This window comes from Ruegeria sp. CH6, assembly GCF_056537005.1.
In genome coordinates, this window is record NZ_JBQFQS010000002.1 from 629,614 (window position 1) to 653,086 (window position 23,473).

Annotated in this window: 27 protein-coding genes and 1 other RNA gene; 14 read left to right on the top strand and 14 right to left on the bottom strand. The window is 53.8% G+C overall.

Going from position 1 to position 23,473, the window contains the following annotated elements:
• Nucleotides 1-5 precede the first annotated feature (5 nt).
• On the top strand, nt 6-887 hold the full coding sequence (locus ACR0CW_RS07405) for a fructose bisphosphate aldolase (RefSeq protein ID WP_480787311.1): 882 nt from the start codon (nt 6-8) through the stop codon (nt 885-887).
• Between the two features lie 25 nt (nt 888-912).
• On the opposite strand, the gene ACR0CW_RS07410 is transcribed toward ACR0CW_RS07405, so the two are convergent.
• The 5 genes from ACR0CW_RS07410 to fumC are packed head-to-tail and all read right to left on the bottom strand — an operon-like array spanning nt 913 to nt 3,876.
• Entirely contained in the window at nt 913-1,515 is a 603-nt protein-coding gene (locus ACR0CW_RS07410) for a DNA-3-methyladenine glycosylase I (RefSeq protein WP_480787312.1), read from the bottom strand.
• Between the two features lie 57 nt (nt 1,516-1,572).
• A complete protein-coding gene (locus ACR0CW_RS07415) occupies nt 1,573-1,794 on the bottom strand; it encodes a ribbon-helix-helix domain-containing protein (RefSeq protein WP_480740645.1) in 222 nt (73 codons plus the stop codon).
• Nucleotides 1,791-1,967, bottom strand: coding sequence for a DUF4169 family protein (locus ACR0CW_RS07420; protein ID WP_480740647.1), 177 nt, complete (start codon nt 1,965-1,967; stop codon nt 1,791-1,793). The genes ACR0CW_RS07415 and ACR0CW_RS07420 overlap by 4 nt, the downstream gene beginning before the upstream one ends.
• On the bottom strand, nt 1,964-2,488 hold the full coding sequence (aroQ, locus tag ACR0CW_RS07425; protein ID WP_480740650.1) for a gamma subclass chorismate mutase AroQ: 525 nt from the start codon (nt 2,486-2,488) through the stop codon (nt 1,964-1,966). Before aroQ ends, ACR0CW_RS07420 begins: the two co-directional genes overlap by 4 nt.
• Nucleotides 2,485-3,876 carry a class II fumarate hydratase gene (gene fumC, locus ACR0CW_RS07430; protein WP_480787313.1) on the bottom strand — a complete coding sequence of 464 codons (1,392 nt, stop codon included), beginning with the start codon at nt 3,874-3,876 and terminating at the stop codon, nt 2,485-2,487. Before fumC ends, aroQ begins: the two co-directional genes overlap by 4 nt.
• 206 nt (nt 3,877-4,082) lie before the next feature.
• Between fumC and ACR0CW_RS07435 the strand changes: the two genes are divergently transcribed.
• The gene (locus tag ACR0CW_RS07435; protein ID WP_480787314.1) at nt 4,083-4,646 is read left to right on the top strand and encodes a hypothetical protein; all 564 of its coding nucleotides are present in this window, start codon (nt 4,083-4,085) and stop codon (nt 4,644-4,646) included.
• A 42-nt stretch (nt 4,647-4,688) separates the two neighbouring features.
• Here ACR0CW_RS07435 and ACR0CW_RS07440 read toward each other — a convergent pair whose 3' ends face one another.
• The 9 genes from ACR0CW_RS07440 to ACR0CW_RS07480 all read right to left on the bottom strand — a co-directional run bounded on the left by ACR0CW_RS07440 (nt 4,689) and on the right by ACR0CW_RS07480 (nt 11,706).
• Nucleotides 4,689-5,162, bottom strand: coding sequence for an SspB family protein (locus ACR0CW_RS07440; RefSeq protein WP_480787315.1), 474 nt, complete (start codon nt 5,160-5,162; stop codon nt 4,689-4,691).
• A 76-nt stretch (nt 5,163-5,238) separates the two neighbouring features.
• Nucleotides 5,239-6,492, bottom strand: a complete 1,254-nt coding sequence (gene chrA, locus ACR0CW_RS07445; protein WP_480787316.1) for a chromate efflux transporter — start codon at nt 6,490-6,492, stop codon at nt 5,239-5,241.
• A complete protein-coding gene (locus ACR0CW_RS07450) occupies nt 6,489-7,304 on the bottom strand; it encodes a chromate resistance protein ChrB domain-containing protein (protein WP_480787317.1) in 816 nt (271 codons plus the stop codon). Before ACR0CW_RS07450 ends, chrA begins: the two co-directional genes overlap by 4 nt.
• Nucleotides 7,305-7,435: 131 nt before the next feature.
• A complete protein-coding gene (locus ACR0CW_RS07455; RefSeq protein WP_480787318.1) occupies nt 7,436-7,867 on the bottom strand; it encodes an ester cyclase in 432 nt (143 codons plus the stop codon).
• 102 nt (nt 7,868-7,969) lie between these two features.
• Nucleotides 7,970-8,316: a transfer-messenger RNA gene (gene ssrA, locus ACR0CW_RS07460) on the bottom strand.
• A 36-nt stretch (nt 8,317-8,352) separates the two neighbouring features.
• Entirely contained in the window at nt 8,353-8,715 is a 363-nt protein-coding gene (locus ACR0CW_RS07465) for a DUF4345 family protein (protein ID WP_155146960.1), read from the bottom strand.
• A gap of 66 nt (nt 8,716-8,781) precedes the next feature.
• On the bottom strand, nt 8,782-9,432 hold the full coding sequence (locus tag ACR0CW_RS07470) for a hypothetical protein (RefSeq protein WP_170330495.1): 651 nt from the start codon (nt 9,430-9,432) through the stop codon (nt 8,782-8,784).
• Between the two features lie 13 nt (nt 9,433-9,445).
• A complete protein-coding gene (locus tag ACR0CW_RS07475; RefSeq protein ID WP_480787319.1) occupies nt 9,446-10,846 on the bottom strand; it encodes a selenium-binding protein SBP56-related protein in 1,401 nt (466 codons plus the stop codon).
• A 128-nt stretch (nt 10,847-10,974) separates the two neighbouring features.
• Complete coding sequence (locus ACR0CW_RS07480) at nt 10,975-11,706, bottom strand: FadR/GntR family transcriptional regulator (RefSeq protein ID WP_480787320.1); 732 nt, start codon at nt 11,704-11,706, stop codon at nt 10,975-10,977.
• Nucleotides 11,707-11,773: 67 nt separating this feature from the next.
• Between ACR0CW_RS07480 and ACR0CW_RS07485 the strand changes: the two genes are divergently transcribed.
• The 12 genes from ACR0CW_RS07485 (at nt 11,774) to bamA (ending at nt 23,471) form a co-directional block, all read left to right on the top strand.
• A complete protein-coding gene (locus tag ACR0CW_RS07485) occupies nt 11,774-12,583 on the top strand; it encodes a DUF2182 domain-containing protein (protein ID WP_480787321.1) in 810 nt (269 codons plus the stop codon).
• Nucleotides 12,584-12,587: 4 nt separating this feature from the next.
• The gene (locus tag ACR0CW_RS07490; RefSeq protein ID WP_155146951.1) at nt 12,588-13,292 is read left to right on the top strand and encodes a DUF1326 domain-containing protein; all 705 of its coding nucleotides are present in this window, start codon (nt 12,588-12,590) and stop codon (nt 13,290-13,292) included.
• Nucleotides 13,292-13,798, top strand: a complete 507-nt coding sequence (locus tag ACR0CW_RS07495; RefSeq protein ID WP_480787322.1) for a DinB family protein — start codon at nt 13,292-13,294, stop codon at nt 13,796-13,798. Before ACR0CW_RS07490 ends, ACR0CW_RS07495 begins: the two co-directional genes overlap by 1 nt.
• Nucleotide 13,799: 1 nt before the next feature.
• Nucleotides 13,800-14,894, top strand: coding sequence for a dimethylsulfoniopropionate demethylase (locus ACR0CW_RS07500; RefSeq protein ID WP_480787323.1), 1,095 nt, complete (start codon nt 13,800-13,802; stop codon nt 14,892-14,894).
• 54 nt (nt 14,895-14,948) lie between these two features.
• Nucleotides 14,949-15,944: an acryloyl-CoA reductase gene (acuI, locus tag ACR0CW_RS07505; RefSeq protein ID WP_155146948.1), complete on the top strand. Its 996-nt coding sequence runs from the start codon at nt 14,949-14,951 to the stop codon at nt 15,942-15,944.
• A gap of 185 nt (nt 15,945-16,129) precedes the next feature.
• Entirely contained in the window at nt 16,130-16,693 is a 564-nt protein-coding gene (gene frr, locus ACR0CW_RS07510; protein WP_155146946.1) for a ribosome recycling factor, read from the top strand.
• A 9-nt stretch (nt 16,694-16,702) separates the two neighbouring features.
• Nucleotides 16,703-17,434 carry an isoprenyl transferase gene (locus ACR0CW_RS07515; protein ID WP_170330481.1) on the top strand — a complete coding sequence of 244 codons (732 nt, stop codon included), beginning with the start codon at nt 16,703-16,705 and terminating at the stop codon, nt 17,432-17,434.
• Complete coding sequence (locus tag ACR0CW_RS07520; RefSeq protein ID WP_480787324.1) at nt 17,431-18,213, top strand: phosphatidate cytidylyltransferase; 783 nt, start codon at nt 17,431-17,433, stop codon at nt 18,211-18,213. Before ACR0CW_RS07515 ends, ACR0CW_RS07520 begins: the two co-directional genes overlap by 4 nt.
• On the top strand, nt 18,213-19,385 hold the full coding sequence (gene dxr, locus ACR0CW_RS07525; protein ID WP_480787325.1) for a 1-deoxy-D-xylulose-5-phosphate reductoisomerase: 1,173 nt from the start codon (nt 18,213-18,215) through the stop codon (nt 19,383-19,385). Before ACR0CW_RS07520 ends, dxr begins: the two co-directional genes overlap by 1 nt.
• A gap of 5 nt (nt 19,386-19,390) precedes the next feature.
• The gene (gene rseP / locus ACR0CW_RS07530) at nt 19,391-20,743 is read left to right on the top strand and encodes an RIP metalloprotease RseP (RefSeq protein ID WP_155139136.1); all 1,353 of its coding nucleotides are present in this window, start codon (nt 19,391-19,393) and stop codon (nt 20,741-20,743) included.
• Nucleotides 20,744-20,834: 91 nt separating this feature from the next.
• Nucleotides 20,835-20,981: a hypothetical protein gene (locus ACR0CW_RS07535; protein ID WP_170330473.1), complete on the top strand. Its 147-nt coding sequence runs from the start codon at nt 20,835-20,837 to the stop codon at nt 20,979-20,981.
• Between the two features lie 129 nt (nt 20,982-21,110).
• Nucleotides 21,111-23,471: an outer membrane protein assembly factor BamA gene (bamA, locus tag ACR0CW_RS07540; RefSeq protein ID WP_170330471.1), complete on the top strand. Its 2,361-nt coding sequence runs from the start codon at nt 21,111-21,113 to the stop codon at nt 23,469-23,471.
• Nucleotides 23,472-23,473: the final 2 nt, after the last annotated feature.

The window sequence follows — 23,473 nt, forward strand, 5'->3', positions numbered from 1 at the left end:
GAGTTATGTCCAAGGCAGAACAGCGCGAGCAAATGTCCAACGGTGCAGGTTTCATTGCGGCCTTGGATCAAAGCGGCGGTTCAACCCCTAAGGCGCTTGCGCTGTATGGCGTTGAAGCATCCGACTACAACAATGACGAAGAGATGTTTGGCGAAATCCAGAAAATGCGCGCGCGTATCATTCTGGCGGACGATTTCACCAAGGACAAAGTGATCGGCGCGATCCTGTTCGAACGCACACTAGGCGAGACAATCGACGGTCGTGGTGTTGCCGACTATCTGTGGTCGGTAAAGAACATCGTACCGTTTCTGAAAATCGACAAAGGCCTGGAAGAGCAGGCTAACGGTGTTCAGATGATGAAACCGATCCCGGGACTGGCGGAAACGCTGGCTAAGGCTGAGGGTGTGTTTGGTACCAAGGAACGCTCGGTGATTCACGAGGCAAATGCAGAAGGTATCGCTGCTGTGGTCGCCCAGCAATTCGATGTAGCGCGCGAGGTTATCGGCGCAGGCATGGTTCCGATCGTTGAGCCCGAAGTAAACATCCATTCCGAGACCAAGGCTGAGGCTGAGGATATTCTGAAAGCAGAAATCCTGAAGAACCTCGATCAGTTGGCCAATGGGCAGGATGTGATGCTGAAACTGACCATTCCAAACAAAGCAAACCTCTATGATGCACTGGCAGATCACCCGCGTGTTCTGCGCGTTGTCGCGCTGTCTGGTGGATACACGACCGAAGAAGCATGCGATCTGCTGAATCAGAATGGCAAAATGATTGCGTCATTCTCGCGCGCATTGACTGAAGGTCTGTCCAAGCAGCAGTCGGACAGCGAATTCAATACCGCGCTGGGTGGTAACATCGATAAGATCTACCGCGCTTCAGTCTAATAAAGCCCCCTCAAGGGGAGCCTTATTACGTTGGTTTTTGGAAGGAGCGTCGCAACTGCGTCGCTTTTTCTCTTTGTGCGCAGCCTGTTGCGTGGTCATTGATCAACCCCATGGCCTGCATAAATGCAAAAACGGTTGTGGGGCCGACGAACTTCCATCCACGTTTTTTGAGATCTTTCGACATGGCGACTGATTCAGGTGATGTGGATGCGGTTTGCGGTTCTGGCGGGTTTTCGGCCTCGTACCGCCAGACATACCCCGCGATTGATCCCTCAGAGGCGATCAGTTCCTGAGCACGCTGTGCGTTGTTGATGACCGCTTCGATCTTTCCGCGATGGCGCACAATGCCTTCGTCCTGCAAAAGCCGTTCGATATCAGCATCAGTAAAACCTGCTACTTTATTGAAATCAAATCCACAAAATGCTTTGTGAAAGTTCTCTCGCTTGGCCAGAATTGTGCGCCAGCTCAGCCCGGACTGAAAACTCTCGAGGCAGAGCTTTTCAAACAGGCGCTGATCATCTGCGACCGGATATCCCCATTCATTGTCGTGATACTCAAAGAACTCAGGTGCTGCCTGACACCACGCGCAGCGCTGTTCACCATCTGGGCCGATAACTGTTTTGCTCATAATGTACCCTTTTTGTTCCCGTCAGTTTAGTCAGGAAAAAGGAAGATCGGCAAGGGTTCAATTCTGTTGCTGATACCAGTTCAGAATGAAAACACGAATGGCTGAGGCGAGACCGGTTTCAGGATCACGAGAAACATCAATTTCAGCCGCTAACACATTGATTGGAATTTCTTTGGTTTTCGCAATCTCGCGAAATGCCTGCCAGAACTCATCCTCCAGAGAGACGGAAGTCCGATGACCTTTCAGGGTCAGAGAGCGTTTGACAGGACGGCCGCTCATTCTTCGATCTCGTGGCCGTCCAGATTGCGGTCAGATTTTTGTTGATGTGTTCGATCAAGATCTTTTTCAGCTTTGCTCCGACCGAAACGTACCGCATTTTCATCCGCGCGTTTCTTTTTTTGGGCCTTGGCCCTTTGCTTGCGAACTTGGTTGAGGTTGATCAGCTTACTCATTTTCGGGGCGGTATGTTTTGTAACTGCACAAACAGCTCACCACGCGTGGCATCCGACAGGCAATCGACCTGTACCTGCGCATCAAATTCAGGGCCTGATGTTTCGGGGACTGGCGTGTGTTGGGATATCTGCTGGATGATTTCACCGCCAAGGCTGATCAAGGCGGGGCGTACTTCGTCAGCAAGGTCGCGAAACTCCGTCGGAGCCTCTGCCTCTCCATCCGTCCAGCGCGCTATCCAGCAGGTCTGGATCTCTTTGGCTGCTTCAATTTGCGCCTCAAAGAACTTACGGGCGCTGACGGGATCAATACCTGCGCCTTGAGCTTCTTCGACGGTCTTAGCCAACACGACCTTTTCGCGCTCGATATCTTCGACGGGTTTGTCATTTGCGTATTTGAAGGCGGCAACGTCGCGCATCCACTCCAACCGCTCGTCAATCAGCCCAAAAAGCTGGGCGTCCGCCAAAGCCGGAGTGCCCGACAGGATCAGGCACACCGGCAGAGCGTTACGCAGACGGATCACTTGGGACCAATCATTTGTTCGGGACGTACAACAGCATCAAAGGTTTCTTCATCGACAAAACCGAGCGCGATGGCCTCTTCTTTCAGAGTGGTGCCGTTTTTATGCGCTGTTTTGGCTACCTTGGTGGCGTTGTCATAGCCGATGGTCGGAGCCAGGGCAGTAACCAGCATCAGTGATTCCTTCATCAGCTTTTCGATGCGCGGTTCGTTGGCTTTGGTGCCCATCAGCATCCGTTCGGTGAAGCTGTCGGTTGCATCGCCCAACAACTGGATCGACTGCAGCAGATTGTAGGACATCATCGGGTTGTAGACGTTCAGTTCAAAATGCCCCTGGCTGCCTGCGAACTTGATCGCGGCGTCGTTGCCCATCACATGAGCTGCCACTTGGGTCAGTGCCTCAGCCTGTGTCGGGTTCACTTTGCCCGGCATGATCGACGATCCGGGCTCATTCTCGGGCAGGATCAGTTCACCCAGTCCCGAGCGCGGGCCCGAACCCAGAAAACGAATGTCGTTGGCGATTTTGTAGCAGGATCCTGCGACGGTCGCCAAAGCACCCGACAGAAATACCATGGCGTCGTGGGCGGCCAGTGCTTCGAACTTGTTGGGGGCCGTGACAAAGGGCAAGCCGGTGATGTCGGCCATGTTTGCAGCAACAGCTTCGCCCCAGCCTTTTTGAGTGTTCAGACCGGTGCCAACGGCGGTGCCGCCCTGAGCAAGCTCATAGATTGCGGGCATCGCAGCTTCTACACGCGCGATTCCCTGACGAATCTGATGTGCATAGCCGCTGAATTCCTGGCCCAGAGTCAAAGGCGTCGCATCCTGTGTATGAGTACGACCGATTTTGATGATGTCTTTGAATTCTTCCGATTTCTGTTCCAGACCCGAAGCCAGCTTTTCCAGCCCGGGCATCAGAACGTCACGAACACTCATGGCCGCAGCAATGTGCATCGCGGTTGGGAACGTATCGTTGGACGATTGTCCCATGTTGCAGTGATCGTTGGGGTGGACCGGCTTTTTGGAACCGATTACACCGCCCAGAATCTCGATCGCGCGATTAGCAATTACCTCGTTCGAGTTCATGTTCGATTGGGTGCCGGAACCAGTCTGCCAAACGACCAGAGGGAAGTTGTCGTCGAACTTGCCCTCAATAACTTCACCCGCTGCCTCAATGATCGCGTCGGCGATTTTCGCGTCCAACTCGCCTGTCGCCTTGTTTTGCATGGCACAGGCTTTCTTGATCACGCCCAGCGCACGCACGATGGCGACGGGCTGCTTTTCCCAGCCGATGGGGAAGTTCATGATCGAACGCTGTGTTTGCGCGCCCCAATACTTGTCGGCGGGAACCTCAAGCGGTCCAAAGCTGTCGGATTCGGTGCGGGTCTGAGACATCGGTCACTCCGTCTGGTATGCAGTCGTATGCCGTTTAGCCATAGCAGAGCCAAGGCGCAATCGGCCAGTTGCGCGCACCATAAACCCAAGGGGACCAAAGGTATAGGCAGGCGGAAGCGTCATTTTTCTTGTTAACATCGGAAACAGCACCATTGTGCGCGCTGACTGCTGAGCTACAATAAACATATCGCCGCGGTGGAGGTTACATGCGCGTTTCAGTTAGGACCCGTCCTTCGTTTTTGACCGCCCTGGCGGCGATGTTCACGCTTTGGGCGACGCTGTTTGTCGGACAGGCACATGCAACCGGTATTGGGCCGTTTATCGGAGACTATGTTGGTTCAGCCAATGTCGTTGATGTAGATGGTACGACTACACCCCGTGACATGAGCGTTTCGATCCATGAAACCAGCAGCGGCTTCAATGTCAGCTGGCATACGACGACGTACAAGCATGACGGGCGGGTGAAGGAACAAAAATTCTCGGTGGATTTTCGTCCCTCGGATCGGCCGGATGTTTATTCGGCGGCAATGAAGCGAAATGTTTTTGGCCACGAAGTTCCCCTGGACCCGATGAAAGGTGAACCTTTCGTCTGGGGCCGCATCGTAGGGGATACTTTGACCGTGTTCTCATTGTTTATCGACGAGGATGGCGGATACGAACTGCAGCAGTTTGACCGTACACTGGCTGATGGTGGCCTTGATCTGTCTTTCACACGGTTCCGTAACGGTGTGAAATCGCGGTCGGTTGATACGTTCCTTCAAAAACAATAAACCCCGCACAGGACGGGGCTTACAGACGACTTAATCAGTCAATTACTTGCGGAAGCTATCCAGCGATACGACATCTGCGTCGTGATGCTCTTCCGGCTCGTCAGGCATCACTTCAATCGTTTGCTCGACGATGTGATCAAGCTCTTCATCTTCTTCCGTATCGTCCGGGCTTTCAAAGCGCAGGCCGAATTCTACCGAAGGGTCTACGAATGTCTTGATCGCAGAATACGGAATATAGAGCGGCTCAGGTGCATCACCGAAATTCAGCGTGATCGAGAAACCGCCATCACCAACTTCGAGATTCTCAAACCAGTGCTGCATGACGATGGTCATCTCGTCCGGATAGCGCTGCCGCAGCCAATCCGCGATATCAACGCCCTCCTGCCGGGTGTCGAAAGTAATGAAGAAATGATGCGCACCGGGCAGGCCGGTTTCTGCAACGCTGCTCAGAACAGTCTTGATCAGGCCACGCATGGCCGTGTGCATCAAGTTCCCATAATCAATGTCTTGCGACATGTGTCATCCTCGAAAGTGGTTATCCTCAGCATAGGGGATTTGGACGGAAACGAAAGACCGGGTTGTGCCTGATTGTTCAGATTAAATGCAGAGCCATTCCGGACAGAACCATTACGACCAAAGTGGTGGCTAAACCGGATTTCAGCCGGAAAATCAACACTGCAGCGGCGACTGTCAGGACAAGGGCCGAAACATCCAACGTAGCAAGCTCAGGAACGGGCAGGGAGACCGGACCCCATGTTAAGTCCGGGGCTGATCCGAACAGCACGTTTAATCCGAACCACACTGAGAGGTTGAGAATCACTCCGACCACCGCAGCTGTGATGCCGCGCATTGCGTTTGCCAGCCGCGGACGTGTGGCAATACGGTCCAGATACGGGGCCGCAAGGAATATCCACAAAAAGCATGGTACAAACGTCGCCCAAAGAGCCACGATTCCCGCTGCAATAGCCAGCGAGGCACCTCCGGCGATCTGACCGCTCAGCATAGCCACAAACTGGGTGACCAGAATAAGCGGGCCTGGGGTTGTTTCAGCCAGGCCCAGCGCGTCAATCATTTGATCGGTACTGATCCACTGGTAGGTATCAACAACGGTTTGGGTCATATACGCGAGAACCGCATAGGCACCGCCGAATGTGACCACCGCCAATCGGGCAAAGAACCAACCCAGATCGCTTAGAAGTGTTTGCCCGGTCAAAGTGAGTAGTATGAGCGGCCCCAGCCAAAGTGTCAGCCAGATCGCAGCTGTGCGAATGTGACTGGTGAGTGCCGGGGAGGGGGATGATGTAGCCTCGGCAACTGAATTTCTAGACGTGACATAGCCCCAGATCGCAGCCGCCAGAATGATCAAGGGGAACGGCAGATTCAGCGCAAAAATTGCCACAAAACCCAATATTGCAATCACACGATGTTCGGTATCGGTCAGCGCCTTGCGTGAGAGATTTCTTAGTGCCTGCACAACGATAACGATAACAGTGGCTTTGACGCCCAGAAACGCTGCCTGAACCAATGGTAGATCACCATAGGCCGCATAAAGCCCTACCAATATCGCGATGATCAAGGCGCCGGGCAGGACAAACAGGCTGCCGGCGATCAATCCCCCTGCAACCCCTCGCAATCGCCAGCCCGCGTAGGTGGCCAGTTGCATCGCTTCAGGCCCCGGTAGCAGCATACACAGCGACAGAGCGCGCAAATAAGTCTGCTCATCCAGCCAGGGGCGCCGTTCCACCAGTTCCTGATGCATCAATGAAATCTGGGCCGCCGGGCCGCCAAAGGACAAAAGCCCGATGCGGCCAAACACCTGAACAAGCTCTTTGGTGGTCGGGGTCATTTTTTGCGATCCGTAGGCCAGTCGTGGCTTTCCTCGAAACCATCGCGCGCCCAGCGGTAAAGCGCATCATAGAACGCCAAACCGGCTTCCAATTGCTGATGGTCGTTCCGATATTGGCGAGATAACCCGACCGATATGGCAAGCAAGCCAGCAGCTTCGGCTGACAATTCATGTCGATTGGTGTCTGCTGCGCGAACGACGGTTGATAGCCGATCCAATGCGGGTGAGCGCAGGTCATACTCATCCAGCATCGTATCAAAGGTGCAGTGTTCGCCCCGGTGACTCCAAAACACACCTTCCATATCAAACGGAGTTGCCCCGAACTGATCTACGACGCCCTGAACCTCGGTTGGAGACACAAACAAGAACTTGGCCTTTGGATCGATGAAACGTCGGATCAGCCAAGGGCAGGCTATGCGGTCGATTTTCGGACGATGCCGTGTCACCCAAAGTGTATTCTCTCCGACGGGGGCGGGTACTGCGGAAACCGGAACCGACAGCGCCTCAGGAGTGTCCCTCCATGCGAACATACCACCTTCCAGGTACTCTGCGGCGTGGCCCTCGCTCATCAACCAGGACACCAGGCCCTGACTGAGTTTCTTACCCTTTTGGCAAATGATGACGCATGGGTTATCGCCAACCAGTTCTATGATGCCTTCGATGTCTGAGTAGGGGTGACGCACAGAACCGGGAATAAGGCAGGGATCATCCTCAAAGTCCGGATCGGTTCGGATGTCGACCAGCACCGGAACTTGCGGTGTTCCGACCAGTCGCATGAGTTGTCGGGGCGTAATTGCGTTTGGGGCAGCCATAGCATGTTTCCTCGGTCATTTCCGATACATGCGAAACTTGGGCTGCCGCCTCACGGGGTGTTCGCAAGCTGACCCCATGGGGTCTTGCTACAGCGTAACCGCAGATAGGGTCAAGATTGCGTGGTTTGTGGCTATGCCCAGTCGAGCCTTTGCCCGGTCATGCAAACAGGGAGCGTATCGAGGGGAAACTGGCCCAACTGTTCAAAGAGCGAGATAAAGTCGAACTGGTTGTAGGCTTCAACCATCTTGTCACCCTTAAACCGCGCCATGACCTGCCCAGTAACCTCCAGCGGAGCACCGTTGTCGGCCCTGAATGTTCTGACGTGCAAAACGCCCGAGACCCAATCACCATCCTCAATGATCTTAGGCAGATCCACGGTTATTTCACCAAGAATGTGCCGGAAGGCCGTGACAAGATCGCGAAAATCATCTGCGCCGACCTGCATTTCAGGAATCAACCCTTCGGCCATGGTGTCAGGTGAAAAGAACTGATCAATCGCGTCGGTGTTTCCTTTTTCCCAGACTTCGGAATACCACGTCCGTAATCTCTCTGAATTCGTCATCCCGGATCTCCTGTCTTTTGAGCGGAGATTGAAGAACAAGAGTGAATAAACTCTGAACCGGAATGGAATTCAGAGGCAAAAAACTCAGACATTATGTAGCTAAATGCAGGTTTCTGTTGCCAGGTACCTGCGAACCCCGCCTTACGCGGCTAGGCGCAAGGGCTTAAGTTTCGGTCTTGTTACTGCTTACGCAGCAACTGCAACCGGAGCACGATTGTCGTTTGCAATTGTACTATTTTCGCCGGTAACGGTGGCAGACAGCCGAGACAAAGCTAACCCCTTTAGACGTTCGTCGATCCTATTTCGGCCCCATGATCCTCAAACGAAGGATGTTGGTGGAGCCGCCGGGTACCGCCCCCGGGTCCGATCCGCTTATTACGAGCGCGTTTATGTCCATAGTCCCGAAGGACAATCCCTATATAGGTGACGTTCCGGTCGGATGCAAATCCAGAATGGGTTACCCTGACACAAGCATTATCAAGTGGTTATGAGGTTTTGCTGATGTTTGCGAAAATCAGCCAGGCCGCGAGCGCCAGTTCGATTCCACCAAAGGTCGCTGCTTTGACAAGTGGCGGATTATCCAGCGCAAGTGATACAAACCGGCCCAATGCCGCACCGGCATAGACAACACCCAGCATGGCGTAGGCCATCGGGTTGTTGAGCCAAAGGACTGCGATTCCGGTCACGACAAACAGACCTCCGACCGACGCGCGCATCTCGCTCAGTCCCATATTGCTGTTAGTTGGGGCCAGGTCTAGCGAGGTAGCAGTCCATGCGGGTGCCAGAAACCCGAACAGCCCAAAGCCAATTGTAAGCAATGCGGCAATCACATTGACGGTCGTTATCATTTTAGCCTCATGTGTTCTTAGTATCTGACCGGAAAGAGTAATCCGACTGAAAGCAAAGAAAAGCACCTAAATCGCTGACCAGAGCCCAAGCACGCCAACCAAGATCAGGCTTAGTGCCCAAATAAGCTCGAGATTGAACCAGCTGCGTGAGAGAAATTGCAGACCAAGCCATCGATAAACCGCATACGCAAGAACTCCGCCTCCAAGTACCATCGCGATGGTATGAACGGCAGCAACGGTCAAAACCAAAAGGCCGTTGGTTGTCATAATTTCAGAAACCGCTCGATGGCCTGCGTCTAGTTCGTCCAAACCGCAGAGGCCCAGATAGATTGGCACCAACATCAAAGCCGCGCCATGCGCGAGGGCCACAAGAAACGACCACAAAGCCAATTTGCCTGGCGGGATGCGGGACAGGGCGCGGGGATGTCTTCGGACAATGGCGATGTAAAGTCCCATCGCGATGACGATCAGCGCCGCACCAATTCTGATTTCGCGCTGGTAATCCACCAGAACCGCCATAAGCGCAAAGGGCAACAGCACTCCTAGCATGGCCAGAAAATGCCCACCGGCCAGAGCAGCCAAAGCCCGCCAGAGCGCGGACTGACGCTGTTCCATCAGTGCTGCAGATACGGCCAGCGGCCATCCCATGCCGGGATTTAAGCCGTGATAGGCGCCGCTCAGAACAACGGCCAGCCAGAGGCCGGCCGTTGATGTCATCAGAAACTCCAAATCAAACGGAGGGGTAGCAGAAGCTGTCCGTCGAACAGTCGCCGCCCTCCAATCGGATTTGGTGGCTGCGATAACCATCTGGGAAGTCGACCCAGAAATTCGGATCCAGCGTCAGGCCACCGTTTTCACCTACATCAGCTTTGACCATCGCCGCACCCCGATCGCCAGGGTAAAACTGATCGTCCCAGGTCGAGTACAGTGAGTTGGTCCAGTAGACACGCTTACCGTCCCGACTGATTTCGACCATTTGCGGGCCATAACCAAATTCTTGCCCGTTGGGATGCTTGGTCTTTTTGACGATACCGCCGATTTCGACTTTACCGGCCAATTTCGGGTTCATTGGATCTGATACGTCATACTGATGCATCTCTCCGGTTCCCCAGCAGGACACATAGAGGTACTTGTCGTCCAGGCTCAGATCGATATCCGTGACCAGTGGTGGTACGGCAGAAAAGCCCTTTAGCAAGTCTGGCAGATCGTCCGGATCAGCGGGCTGCGGATCGATGGTTATGGTCTTTTTGGCCTCAAACGTTCCATCATCGTTGCGCCACCACGTGAATATCGCGCCTTGCAGGTTGGTCGTGTCGACCACGACACCGCAGAAACCGTGCTGTTTGACCGGATCATGGGCAGGGCGAATTTCTAACGCCATTTGGTGGTTCTCACCCAAATCGATAGTCTGGATGTTGGTCCGATTACGCAAGTTCCAGAAATGGATGCGATGACCATATTTGTTCGATAGCAGATCTTCGGCGACGATCCCGTTTTCGAATTGCGGAGGCAGGCCCCATTCAGAACTGACCATGTAATCCCGTGGTAGATTCCACCAGAAATCATAGTGTTTGTCTTGCACGCCGCGCTCGATCTCATAACGGCCAATGATTTCAAAACTCTCGCAATCCATGATGAAGATACCCGGAGGGCCATCAGTGCCATCTTTGCCACCGCCGCCAAGCGTGCTGACATAGATGCCCTCCGGTCCGCAATGGATCGTGTGAGGGCGGGAATACCCAGTCTTTGCAAAGACTTCTTCGGGTTCAATAATCTTGTGGATCTTGGCTTCCAGCGGGCTTTTCACATCAATGATGTAGATCCGGCTGGATCGAATACCCGGGATAATCAGATAGCGACGTTCCAGAAATGCATGACCACTGAGCGGTGATAAGGATGAAGAGCAAGCATTCCATCCGAAATGGTGAAACTCGTCGCCTTTTTCTGGCATGATCACCTGATGAACGATTTTCCCGAAATCATCCGAAGTTGGATCGACGTTCACAACAGCCAATCCATCCGGTTGAGAAAAATCAGGACTGAGCATCAGCGTAAAAGCCAGAGTTTCAGTAGGCCCCTCCATCGCAAGCTTGGCTGATGGATAAAAGGTTGGGTCCGGTCTTTGGTTCATAACGTCCTCCCGTAAGCAATTGAAATTCAATTTTTATTGAGAGTTCCGGTCTTAATGCCGGGTGTCATGGTGCCTGCTCGAGTGTCCTTTTCGTCTGTGTCTTGGGTCAAGCTTTCTCTGATCGGATCTCAGTCCAGTTTACGTCGTTTCTCGGCGACATCGCGCGCCAATTGGCGGGTATAGGCTTCAAGCTCAAGCAACGCCTGATCTACCGCTTTGGCATCGCGGGCCTCAAGCGCGTCTGCAATCCGGCTGTGAAGGGCGATGATCTCTTCCCGGGATCGCGCGGTGAAGGTGATCATGTTCATCAGGGGCTGCATCGCCTCGACCGCACCGGCCAACTGATAGGACAGAACCGGATTGGCAGCACCATCCACCAACGCCCGGTGGAACGAAACATCTGATGCACAAAACGCCTCATCCGTAAGTCCGGGTTGTGACTGCCGAAAAATCTCGGCCCGCATCGTGGCCAGTTGATCGGCTGTGCGTCTTTCGGCAGACAGAGCCGCACAGGCTCGTTCCAGAGAATAACGCGCCTCACAGGCTGTATCGAAGCTTACGGCATTCATCGACAGCAACAAAGTCGAGGTCGTGACTTGCTGAGAATAGGCGTCCTCGAAGCTCAGTTTGTTAACAAAAGCCCCACCGGATGCGCCACGCTGTGTCCGGATAAGCGACTGAGCTGCCAGCCTTTTCAAAGCCTCGCGAACAGTGGGGCGCGACACCTGAAACTGATCTGAAAGTTCGGCTTCCGAAGGCAACCGTTCGTCTACGATCAGTTCGCCTGATACAATCGCATCGCGAATAGCCTGAGCAATATGCGCCGACAGATCCGTAGGTTTCGAAGGTTTGAGTTTCATGTTCTGGCGGCCAATGTAAATTTTTATTTGTCTGACATTTAAAAGTCTGACATTTGAAAAGCAAGGGATGAGTCGGGAGGGACACTTGCATCGCGCATTGATACGCAGCGGGTTATGGCTGGGTTTCTACATCATGATCCTGTGGTCGTGGTGGATGATGTACTCGATGAGCCGTGATATGGATCTCGATTGGATCGGGCGCCCCGGACCAATGGGCGAAGCCATGAGGGCCATGGATCCCCGGATGGACATGTACATGCCCATGGCCGAGTTCGGGCCGCTGTTCTGGATGTGGGCCATCATGATGGCCGCGATGATGCTGCCGACGCTGATACCGACACTGCGCAGCTATGAAGACCTGATCCGCAGCGCCAACGGCACCCGCGCAGGATGGATTGGAGTATTGGCTGGTTACTTCGTTGTCTGGGTTGGATTTGCAGCGCTGATTACCAGCGTGCAGCTGGCCCTGTTGTTTGGCGGGGTCGTGGATATGCTCGGGATTGCTAAATCACATTTGGTGGCTGGTGGTTTGCTTATCGCAGTCGGTGCGTTTCAGTTTACCCGCGTCAAAGAAGTCTGCCATGGAGTCTGTCATGCACCGATGACGTATTTCCTGGGTCATTGGAAAACGGGCTTTACCGGTGGTCTGCGGATGGGCCTTGGTCTCGGCGCATTCTGCGTCGGTTGTTGTTGGGGCTTTATGGCGCTTGGCTTCGTCGGCGGCGTAATGAGCCTCTTGTGGATGGGTCTCGCGACGCTGTTCATGGTTTTGGAGAAACTCCCCCAGATCGGGCACATCCTGACCCGTCCAATGGGGTTCCTATTGATCGCGGGCGGCTTGGCTCTGCTCATCTACCCTGTTGCATTCGGAGGATAAGTCTATGGCAAAGAACAGAAAACCGGAATCCGACAGGCTGCCGATCAGTCAACGCATCGACAGCCGTATGCCAAACCCAAAACGTCGCGAGATGAGCCCGACTGAATGGGCCATCAAGGGCGAATTGATCCTGAACTGTTCCTGTGACGTGTTCTGTCCTTGCGTGGTTTCGCTGGGCGCGCATCCTCCGACCGAAGGGCATTGTCACGCTTGGATGGGCGTGATCATCGACGAAGGACATTACGAGGGCGAGGACCTCTCGGGCCTGAATGTGGGCCTGCTGGTCGATATTCCGGGACGCATGGGCGAAGGGCAATGGAAAGTCGCCGCTTATATGGATGAGCGTGCAAGCGGTAAGGCCTATAATGGATTGCTGCAGATATTCAGTGGTCAAGCAGGTGGAACCACCGGTTTGTTCACCATGTTGGTCAGCGAGATTATCGGTGCTGAGCGTGCGCCGGTTCAGATCGAACGCGATGGCAACAAGCGCCGGATCGTAATCGGGCGAAAAATTCAGGGTGAGATTGAGATGCTGGCGGGTAAAGACCCCGAGCATCCTGTCATGGTGTCGAACTCAAAATATTGGATGGGCCCGGACATTATCGTTGCTCGCGGCACCAAGTCCAAGGTGCGTGACTATGGCCGGGTTTGGGATTTCGGTGGCAAATCAGCCGAGATTTGCCCAATCGACTGGCACGGGCCCAAGTGATGATTACCGGAGCGTTTGCCCGGGAAATGGCCCGATATAATCATTGGGAAAACAGCCAGTTGGCTGCTTTTCTTCAGGAGATTTCGCCTACCGAACTAACCCGTGATCGTGGTGCTTTTTTCGGATCCATCATGGGTACAGCAAACCATCTTCTGTGGGGCGACTGGATCTGGATGTCACGCTTTGACAAAGGCGCTGCCCCTGATGGTGGCATTCCGGAAAGCACGTCAATTTGTGCTGATCTGGCGGAGTGGCTGCCGCTGCGCGAAACCATTGACGCGCGTATCACTGACTGGGCTCAGACCCTAGGGGATGATCCGATCGAGGGGTCTTTCACATGGTTCTCAGCTGCAAAAGAGGACGATGTTACAAAGCCTTACGCGCAATGTGTGATCCACATGTTCAATCATCAGACCCACCATAGGGGTCAGTTGCACAAAATGTTGACCGAAGCAGGCTCAGACGCTCCGGTCAGCGACCTTGTTTTTCTGCCCGAGGATTTTTGAGATGGCAGTCATCACACCCAGCCGCCGCGTTAGAAAAACACCGTTTTCACCTGGTGTCGAAGCCGAGGGCGTAAGCGGGTACACAGTGTATAACCATATGCTGTTGCCGACTTTTTTTGAAAGCGTCGAAGCGGATGCGGCGCATCTCAAGCAACATGTGCAGGTCTGGGATGTCTCCTGTGAGCGTCAGGTTCAGATCAAAGGGCCAGACGCGCTGCGTCTGATGAAGATGCTCAGCCCTCGCGATATGGATCGGATGCAGGCTGATCAGTGCTACTATGTTCCCGTTGTTGACCAGAATGGAGGCATGCTGAATGATCCGGTAGCAATCAAGCTTGCCGATGATCACTATTGGCTGTCGGTGGCTGATGGGGATTTCTGGCAATTTGCACTGGGGATAGCCGTTGCGCTGAATCTGGATGTTCAAATCGCCGAACCGGATGTCTCGCCACTGGCGGTTCAGGGACCAAAAGCAGACGATTTGATGGCGCGCGTTTTTGGCGAAGAAGTCCGTAATATCAAGTTCTTCCGCTACAAACGTCTGGCATTTGAGGACACCGAGTTTGTTGTGGCTCGCTCTGGCTGGTCGAAACAGGGCGGGTTCGAGATCTATGTCGAAGGTTCCGACTACGGTATGCCATTGTGGAATGCGCTGTTTGCCCAAGGTCGTGACCTGCATGTGCGGGCGGGGTGTCCGAACAATATTGAGCGGATCGAAAGCGGTTTGCTGAGCTTTGGCTCGGATATGCGGCGCGAAAACACGCCTTATGAATGTGGGCTGGGACGGTTTTGCAATTCACCAGAAGTCTACATCGGCAAGACAGCTTTGGCTGATCAGGCGGAAAACGGCCCTCCACGCCAAATTCGACCGCTTATCATTGAAGGAGAGATCGGACCCTGCACTGAAGCGTGGCCATTGATGGCCGATGGAGGTCAGGTCGGGCAGGTGGCGTCGGCGGTTTTCTCACCTGAGTTTGGGGTGAATGTCGCAATCGGTATGGTCGACAGGTCCCATTGGGGCTCGGGAACACGGGTCGAGGTATTGACCGAGCATGGAATGCGTTGGGCTGAAGTGCAGGAGAAATTCTGGCGCTGATCAAGCCAGACCAAAAAAACAAGGGTCAACAGACCCGTCGCTAGGAGCAAGATGATGTTTAATGCGTTACTCGTTGAAAAAGATGAAGAAAGTGGATTGGCAAGCGCGTCGGTCAAGCAGGTATCTGAGGATATGCTGCCGCACGGAGAAGTGACAGTTGCCGTTGAGTATTCGACCGTCAACTATAAAGATGGACTGTGTATGTCGCCCAAGGGTGGCGGCCTTGTGCGCAGCTATCCACATATTCCAGGCGTCGACTATGCGGGCACGGTCGAGGCATCTTCGGATGATCGTTACAAGCCTGGCGACAAGGTCGTACTGACTGGTTGGCGCGTGGGCGAGGCGCATTGGGGCGGGTATTCCCAAAAAGCAAATGCTCTAGCTGATTGGCTTGTCCCTCTGCCCGAGGGCTTGAACGCACGTCAGGCGATGGCTGTCGGGACGGCAGGTTTTACCGCAATGCTTGCAGTAATGGCATTGGAAGATCATGGGCTGACACCTGATCATGGTCCGGTATTGGTCACCGGCGCAGCGGGTGGCGTAGGGTCGGTCGCCACGGCAATTCTGGCCAATCTGGGATATGAAGTTGCGGCAGTTACTGGCCGCCCTGAGACCGAAGACTATCTGAAATCTCTGGGTGCGACGACTATTGTGCCGCGGGATGAGCTCAATGAGACAACCAAACGCCCATTGGAAAGCGAGATGTGGGCAGGGTGCGTTGACGCCGTAGGTGGCGCAATGCTTGCCCGCGTGCTGGGGCAGATGAAGTATGGCTGTTCCGTTGCGGCTGTTGGCCTGGCAGGTGGTGCTGCTCTGCCTGCTTCCGTGATCCCATTTCTTTTGCGTGGCGTGAACCTGCTTGGCATCGACAGCGTAATGCAGCCTTATGATAACCGTGTGAGGGCCTGGCAACGCGTCGCGACCGATCTGCCGATGGACAAGCTGGAAGCCATGGTGCATCCCGCGACATTGTCCGATTTGCCGCAATTGGGCGCTGATATCCTTCAGGGACAGGTAAAGGGTCGCGTCGTTGTTGATGTAAACAGCTGATCATTACCGAAACTCCTTTGACCGGTCAGTCATCGTGCTGGCCGGTCTTCTATTCTGGAAAATGGTACAAAATGGCAGAAACAACTCTGGCCATTGGTACAATTCCTGATCATGATTGCTATACATCCCATTTGCGATGGCTTAAGACCCATCCGAACAGCACCTGAATACGGGGAGTGAGCAGCATGTCTGATGATTTTATTCTGGACACCGATGATCTTAAACGCCGCATGGACGGCGCTATGTCCAACCTGAAAACCGAATTTGCCTCGCTGCGCACGGGGCGCGCTTCTGCTTCGATGCTCGAGCCTGTGATGGTGGATGCCTACGGTTCAATGACCCCGATTAACCAGGTCGGTACCGTCAACGTACCCGAGCCTCGCATGGTTACGGTAAATGTCTGGGACAAAGGTCTTGTTGGTAAGGTCGAAAAGGCAATCCGTGAAAGCGGACTGGGTATTAATCCACAGTTGAACGGCACGATCATCATGCTGCCCATCCCGGAGTTGAACGAAGAGCGCCGTCGCGAATTGGGCAAGGTTGCAGGCCAGTACGCTGAACACGCGCGTGTTTCGATCCGCAACGTCCGTCGTGATGGTATGGATCAGATCAAGAAGGCCAAGGCCGATGGCATGTCCGAAGATGATCAGAAACTTTGGGAAGCTGAAGTTCAGGATCTGACCGACGAGATGATCAAAGCGGTCGATACCGCTCTTGAGACCAAGCAAGCCGAGATCATGCAGGTCTGAGTCACGATCATGCCCAAGGATCCCCAAACACCGCCGGTCCAGGGGCCGCGCCATGTTGCCATCATTATGGACGGAAATGGCCGCTGGGCTCAGGCGAGGGGAAGGCCACGTTTGTTTGGTCATCATGCCGGTGCCCGTCGCGTGCGCGAAGTTGTAGAGGCATGCCCGGGACTGGGGATTAAGTATCTGACAGTGTTCGCGTTTTCGACTGAGAACTGGAAACGAACTCAGGTCGAAGTCGCCGGGCTTATGAGCCTGTTTCGACGCTACATCGTGAAAGAAACGCGGACGCTGAAAGAGAATGGTATCCGCGTGAGATTTATCGGTGATCGGGTGAGGCTGGATTCAAAGCTGACCGATTTGATGGATACACTTGAGCGGGAAACGCAGGATAATGACCTTGTCCACCTGACCGTTGCGTTGAACTATGGCGGTCGGGATGAAGTCGCGCGTGCAACCCAGCGGTTGGCACGCGATGTCGCTGACGGAAAACTGCTGCCTGACGATGTCGACGAAGAAACGCTGCCCAGATATCTGGATACTAGGGTACTACCGGATCCGGATCTGGTGATCCGTACCAGCGGCGAAGCACGGATTTCAAATTTCCTACTCTGGCAGTCGGCGTATTCCGAATACGAATTTATCGATACACTTTGGCCTGACTTTACTGCGGCCGAGTTGGAACGCCTTTGCAAGAGCTTTGGTTCCCGAGAGCGGCGCTTTGGAGCGGTTCCAGCATGAGTGATGGCCGATGGTCTGATCTGACTGCCCGCATATTGTCCGCAGTTGTTTTGATTGCAATCGGTGCAATCGAAGTTTGGCTTGGTGGTCTGTGGTTCGAGGCGTTCATAGCAGCTGCCTGTGGTCTGATGACCTGGGAACTGGTCCGAATGGTTGATCCAGAGCGGAGCGGTGTTGCTATCCAGCTGGGTATCCTGACTGGATTTGCAGTTGTTCTCAGCTATCATCTCCCACCGCTCTACAAGCTTCCCTTCCTGTTGGCTCCTGCACTTGTCGGTGCCGGGCAGGTGCAAAAGGCGCGCGGAATTTACGCTTTGTTTGCGATCTGGATCGCGGCTTCGGGCCTGGGGTTCATTTCGATCCGAGAAAATATGGGTTTCGGCTGGATGGTTTGGTTGATCTCGGTGGTCGTTGCCACCGACGTTGCCGGGTATTTTGTGGGCAAAACTATCGGTGGCCCTAAATTCTGGCCAAAGGTGAGCCCCAAAAAAACCTGGTCGGGAACTGCCGGTGGTTGGGCTGCCGCAGCAATCGTTGGCGGCATCTTCGCAATGCAGGCCGGTTTCGGCATCATGTTCGTGTTGATTTCAGTGCTGGCTTCGATGGCCAGTCAGGCGGGCGACATCGTGGAAAGCGCAACAAAACGGAAATTTGGCGTAAAAGACAGTTCAAACCTGATCCCCGGGCACGGAGGATTTCTGGATCGCTTTGACGGGATGATGGGAGCATCGCTGTTTGTGCTGATCGCTGGGTTATTCTACGCGCCCGGAGGCATGTAATGCGCAAGATAACAATCCTGGGTGCGACCGGATCAGTCGGACAAAATACGATTGATCTGATTGCGCGCGATCGCGATGCATATGATGTTGTCGCATTGACCGGTGGTGCAAATACCAAACAACTTGCCGATGACGCAATTCGGCTGGGCGCAGATTTGGCTGTAACGGCTTATGATGATCGTCTTGATGACTTGCGGGCGGCACTGTCCGGCAGTGGTGTGGAGGCCGCGGCTGGTCAGGCCGCAATTAAAGAAGCAGCCGCACGTCCCGCCGATTGGGTGATGTCAGCAATCGTCGGATCAGCAGGTCTTGCGCCGGGAATTGAGGCGTTGAAACAGGGCGCAACGCTCGCACTTGCAAATAAAGAGACGCTGGTCTGCGCTGGACAATTGGTCCTAGAGACCGCGCAACAACATGATGCGCGGCTATTGCCGGTAGATAGCGAACATTCGGCTGTGTTTCAGGCGCTTGTTGGTGAAGATATGGCGGCTGTTGAACGCATAATTATCACCGCAAGCGGTGGGGCTTTTCGCGACTGGCCGATTGGCGATCTTGCGAATGCGACCGTCGAACAAGCCTCGAGCCATCCCAACTGGGACATGGGGCAGCGTATCACTATCGACAGCGCATCGATGTTCAACAAGGCGCTCGAGTTGATTGAAACAAAAGAGTTCTTTGGGATCGCCCCAACAAAGATCGAAGTTTTGGTTCATCCGGAGTCAATAGTTCATTCGCTGGTTGGGTTTAACGATGGCGCGGTTATGGCCCATCTTGGAGCGCCAGATATGCGGCATGCAATCGGTTATGCGCTGCACTGGCCAGAGCGGCGCGAGCTGCCGGTAAACCGGCTGGATCTGGCGAAACTCGGGCAATTGCGCTTTCAGGAACCTGATGAAGCTCGCTATCCGGCATTGCGCCTTGCGCGTGAGGTGATGGAGCGGGGAGGTTTGTCCGGCGCCGTATTCAACGCCGCAAAAGAACGGGCACTCGATCTTTTCATAGATCGACGTATCCGGTTTCTGGACATGGCCGATGCGGTGGCTGCAGTTCTGGATCGGTTTGAAAGCGAGTCCCATCTTCTTGATGCCACTCTGACCCTTGATAACGTGCATCAAACGGACCATCTGGCACGGCAATGGGTGGATGACGCCGTATTGCAAAGAGCAGGATAAAAACTTTGGATATACTTTCTCTGATCCCTCAATTCGGCAATTTGCTCTATACTATACTGGCTTTTGTCATCGCGCTGTCAGTCATCGTCGCGGTGCATGAATATGGTCACTACATCGTAGGGCGCTGGTCGGGCATCCATGCTGAGGTGTTCTCAATCGGATTCGGCCCGGTTCTATGGAGCCGCGTAGACAAGCGGGGAACGAAGTGGCAGATCGCATTGCTGCCCTTTGGTGGCTACGTCAAGTTTCTGGGGGACGCCAACGCTGCTTCGGGCAAGGATGAAGAGGCGATGGCCGAAATCGTCGAACAAAGCCCTGAAGAGCTGCGCCGTACGATGCACGGCGCGCCCTTGTGGGCTCGTGCTGCAACTGTGGCAGCAGGTCCGATATTCAACTTCGTAATGTCGATCCTGGTGTTTGGCCTGATTTTCTGGTCGGATGGAGTATCCCGAGAGCCGTTGACAGTCGGATCACTGCACCCACTGCCGGGAACGGCTCAGGAATTGCAGGATGGTGATGAAATCGTAGCCATCGCAGGCATACCAGTACCCGATTTTGATGAAGAAGGCGGGTGGCGCAATTTTACCCGCTCGTTGCCGGTGGAACCGGCGCTTGATTACACGATCATTCGCGATGGCGAGACGTTCGATGTGACTGCGCCATGGCTTTTCCCTCCGCTGATTCAGCAGGTTGCGCCGCGCAGTGCGGCGATGGACATCCAGCTTGAACAAGGCGATGTCATCACCGCCGTCAATGGTGATCCGATCTTTGCCTTTTCACAGTTGAAAGAGCACGTGGAAAGCTCTGATGGTAAGGTTCTGTTGCTGGATGTCTGGCGTGATGGGGCAGAGCTGGAGTTCGCACTTGCCCCACGAAGAACGGATGAACCGCAAACGGATGGTGGCTTTGTTACGCATTGGCGTATCGGCATCGTGGGCGGCATGATGTTGGAGCCTGCGACGGAACCGGCCGGTATTGTTGATTCCTTGTCCGGGGGGGTCCGTCAGACTGTCCGCATTATCGAAGGGTCTTTGTCGGGTATCTGGCACATGGTTACCGGTGCTATCAGCACGTGCAACATGTCTGGCCCAATCGGTATCGCCGAAACATCGGGCGCAATGGCAAGCCAGGGCGCGCAGAACTTCATCTTTTTCATTGCTGTCCTGTCTACGGCGGTCGGGTTGTTGAACCTGTTTCCAATCCCAGCGCTTGATGGAGGTCATCTGGTATTCTACGCCTATGAGGCCGTGGCGGGTAAGCCGCCAAGCGACAAGGCATTACGGGTGCTGATGACTGTAGGTATTACCCTGATTCTGTCGTTGATGCTATTTGCGGTCAGCAACGATCTGTTCTGCTAAATGTGACACCTGCGGCACCTTAAAGTCGTAAAATTGCCCTAATTCGAGTTCATAGAATTGGGGTAATTTTTCTATGTCCGGAACCGGCATCATGACCAAGGCACTGCAAAAATCTTATCAGGGATTTCGCTTCCTATTCGTCCTGAATTGGGATGTTTTACTAAGCTTTGGGGTCACTGCGCTCGCTCTGACGGTTGGCGCGTATCTTGCCACGGTCGCCATCGTCTTGGGTTTCTGATTCTTCACACGCTATCGAAAATTTACATTGCGCGGCCCATTGGGTCGCGTTTGTGTTTGGTCTTTTGACAACGCGCGCCAATGCCGTTACTCAACTTCTAAAGTCCGAAAATTCTAGGTAGAGAAAAATATGGCTTACAGGAGAGGCGCGGGCACATCCTGCGGTATGCAAAAGCCGCAAGGCAACATTTTGTGGCAGACACTAACGATTTTTTTCCTCTTTGCAGCAATGAGTTTACTGGTTTTGCCACAAGCCGCACAGGCGCAAAACTATAGCTTCAGTTCATTTCAGGTTGATGGAAATCAGCGGATCGAAAGTTCGACAATCATTGCCAGAACGGGAATCGCACCTGGTCAATCTGTAACAGCGGGCCAGTTGAACGACGCTTACCAGCGTTTGCTTGACAGTGGCGTTTTTGAAACAGTCGAGCTGACACCTCGTGGGAGCACATTGGTTATCAATGTGCAGGAATACCCGACAATCAACCAGATCAGCATCGAAGGTAACCGTCGCGTAAAGGACGATTTGCTGCTTGATGCCATATCCTCCGAACCAAGGCGTGTCTTTACGCCTCAGGTTGCGGAAACAGATGCTGACCTGATCGCTGAAATCTACTCGGCCCAAGGCCGTGTTTCGGCCACCGTGATACCGCGGATCATTCGGCGTAGCGAAAACCGCGTCGACCTCGTTTTCGAAGTTTCCGAAGGTACCACTATCGAGATTGAGCGCGTCAGTTTTGTTGGAAACCGTGCTTATTCTGACCGTCGTCTGCGCCGCGTACTTGAGACCAAGCAGGCAAACATTCTTCGAACCTTTTTGCGCGGTGATACCTTCATTGCGGATAGGATCGAGTTTGATAAGCAGGTCTTGCGTGATTTTTACTTGTCTCGTGGCTATGTCGACTTCCGAGTGAACAGCGCGAATGTCGAGTTCACACGTGAGCGAGATGCTTTCTTCCTGGTTATGAACATCACCGAAGGGCAGAAATTCAAGTTCGGCAAAATCAGTACTGTCAGTGAAATCCCAGGCGTGGACGCTGCGGCATATCAAGCGGCGCTCAAGATCAAGCCGGGCGTTACGTATTCTCCAACCCTGGTTGAGAACTCAATCGCGCGGCAAGAACGATTGGCAATCAAGCAAGGCGTGGATTTCCTTCGCGTCGAGCCCCGGGTGACACGCAACGAACGCGATCTCACGCTGGATGTCCAATTCGTTCTTACCAAGGGGCCTCGCATCTTTGTTGAGCGCATTGATATTGAAGGTAACACAACCACACTCGATCGTGTAATTCGACGCCAGTTCGATACGGTTGAAGGTGACCCATTCAATCCTCGTGAGATACGACAGAGTGCTGAACGCATTCGGGCATTGGGTTTCTTCGCGGTCGCTGATGTGGAACCACGCGAAGGTACAACACCAAGTCAGGTCATCGTCGATGTCGATGTCGAAGAACAGCCAACCGGCTCATTGAGCCTTGGCGGTAGCTATTCGGTCTCGGACGGTTTTGGTATTGCGATCGGATTGCAGGAATCTAACTTCTTGGGTCGTGGTCAAACGCTTGGTATCAATCTTTCGACCGCACAGGATGCTGAAGAGTATAGCCTGAACTTCACCGAACCATATCTGCTGGGTCGTAAGCTGCGCTTTGATTTGGGACTGGGATTGACCAGCACCAACTCAAGCTTCGCCAGCTATGATACTAAATCGGTATTCTTCAGGCCGCAGCTTAGCTATGCAATTGGCGAGTTGTCCGCATTGAGGCTTCGCTATGGCTGGGATCGCAGTGAGATGTCCCAGCAAAGTGGTGAAGTAAACGGAGCGGTTATTACTTCTGAAATTGCACAAGGTGAACGTGTAAGCAGTTCGTTGGGGCTTACCTACGTATATGACAGCCGCTTGGGTGGTCTGAATCCAAATGCGGGTGTTCTGTTCGAAGTCGGCGTGGATGCCGCAGGGCTTGGAGGTGACAACCAGTACTTCAAGACATCTGCACGAACGATAGCACAGACCAGGGTTTTGAACGAAGAAATGACCTTACGTGCGAGCCTGGAGCTGGGCGCATTGCACTGGAGAGGAAATGACTTCAGCCGGACAATTGATCGTTACGTGCTTGGTCCCAGTACATTCCGTGGTTTTGAGCCAGCTGGTCTTGGTCCGCGAGATTTGTCCAACGGGCAGGATGACGCGATTGGCGGTAACTACTACTGGGTTGCAAGGTTCGAGACAGATTTCCCATTGGGTCTGCCTGAAGAGCTGGGTCTGCGCGGTGGTGTTTTCTATGATGTTGGTAACCTCTATAATATCGACAACGTGAACACAGCTGGTGCTACGATTGTTGGTGCCAACGGATCCATACGACACGTAGTGGGGGTATCGGTACTCTGGGAAACACCGTTTGGGCCTTTGCGGTTCAACTTTTCCAAAGCTCTCAAGAAGGAAGATTTCGACAAGGAGCAGAACTTTGACCTGACCATTCAGGCACAGTTCTGATT

Coding starts and splice junctions, on each gene's coding strand:
- ACR0CW_RS07475 (WP_480787319.1), bottom strand. CDS start 10,846: ATGAACCAAAGACCGGACCCAACCTTTTATCCATCAGCCAAGCTTGCG.
- ACR0CW_RS07515 (WP_170330481.1), top strand. CDS start 16,703: ATGCCCAAGGATCCCCAAACACCGCCGGTCCAGGGGCCGCGCCATGTT.
- ACR0CW_RS07480 (WP_480787320.1), bottom strand. CDS start 11,706: ATGAAACTCAAACCTTCGAAACCTACGGATCTGTCGGCGCATATTGCT.
- acuI (WP_155146948.1), top strand. CDS start 14,949: ATGTTTAATGCGTTACTCGTTGAAAAAGATGAAGAAAGTGGATTGGCA.
- ACR0CW_RS07440 (WP_480787315.1), bottom strand. CDS start 5,162: ATGTCGCAAGACATTGATTATGGGAACTTGATGCACACGGCCATGCGT.
- ACR0CW_RS07485 (WP_480787321.1), top strand. CDS start 11,774: ATGAGTCGGGAGGGACACTTGCATCGCGCATTGATACGCAGCGGGTTA.
- ACR0CW_RS07455 (WP_480787318.1), bottom strand. CDS start 7,867: ATGACGAATTCAGAGAGATTACGGACGTGGTATTCCGAAGTCTGGGAA.
- ACR0CW_RS07465 (WP_155146960.1), bottom strand. CDS start 8,715: ATGATAACGACCGTCAATGTGATTGCCGCATTGCTTACAATTGGCTTT.
- ACR0CW_RS07500 (WP_480787323.1), top strand. CDS start 13,800: ATGGCAGTCATCACACCCAGCCGCCGCGTTAGAAAAACACCGTTTTCA.
- bamA (WP_170330471.1), top strand. CDS start 21,111: ATGGCTTACAGGAGAGGCGCGGGCACATCCTGCGGTATGCAAAAGCCG.
- fumC (WP_480787313.1), bottom strand. CDS start 3,876: ATGTCTCAGACCCGCACCGAATCCGACAGCTTTGGACCGCTTGAGGTT.
- ACR0CW_RS07470 (WP_170330495.1), bottom strand. CDS start 9,432: ATGACATCAACGGCCGGCCTCTGGCTGGCCGTTGTTCTGAGCGGCGCC.
- ACR0CW_RS07490 (WP_155146951.1), top strand. CDS start 12,588: ATGGCAAAGAACAGAAAACCGGAATCCGACAGGCTGCCGATCAGTCAA.
- ACR0CW_RS07520 (WP_480787324.1), top strand. CDS start 17,431: ATGAGTGATGGCCGATGGTCTGATCTGACTGCCCGCATATTGTCCGCA.
- frr (WP_155146946.1), top strand. CDS start 16,130: ATGTCTGATGATTTTATTCTGGACACCGATGATCTTAAACGCCGCATG.
- ACR0CW_RS07535 (WP_170330473.1), top strand. CDS start 20,835: ATGACCAAGGCACTGCAAAAATCTTATCAGGGATTTCGCTTCCTATTC.
- ACR0CW_RS07405 (WP_480787311.1), top strand. CDS start 6: ATGTCCAAGGCAGAACAGCGCGAGCAAATGTCCAACGGTGCAGGTTTC.
- ACR0CW_RS07415 (WP_480740645.1), bottom strand. CDS start 1,794: ATGAGCGGCCGTCCTGTCAAACGCTCTCTGACCCTGAAAGGTCATCGG.
- ACR0CW_RS07495 (WP_480787322.1), top strand. CDS start 13,292: ATGATTACCGGAGCGTTTGCCCGGGAAATGGCCCGATATAATCATTGG.
- chrA (WP_480787316.1), bottom strand. CDS start 6,492: ATGACCCCGACCACCAAAGAGCTTGTTCAGGTGTTTGGCCGCATCGGG.
- ACR0CW_RS07450 (WP_480787317.1), bottom strand. CDS start 7,304: ATGGCTGCCCCAAACGCAATTACGCCCCGACAACTCATGCGACTGGTC.
- ACR0CW_RS07420 (WP_480740647.1), bottom strand. CDS start 1,967: ATGAGTAAGCTGATCAACCTCAACCAAGTTCGCAAGCAAAGGGCCAAG.
- ACR0CW_RS07410 (WP_480787312.1), bottom strand. CDS start 1,515: ATGAGCAAAACAGTTATCGGCCCAGATGGTGAACAGCGCTGCGCGTGG.
- ACR0CW_RS07435 (WP_480787314.1), top strand. CDS start 4,083: ATGCGCGTTTCAGTTAGGACCCGTCCTTCGTTTTTGACCGCCCTGGCG.
- dxr (WP_480787325.1), top strand. CDS start 18,213: ATGCGCAAGATAACAATCCTGGGTGCGACCGGATCAGTCGGACAAAAT.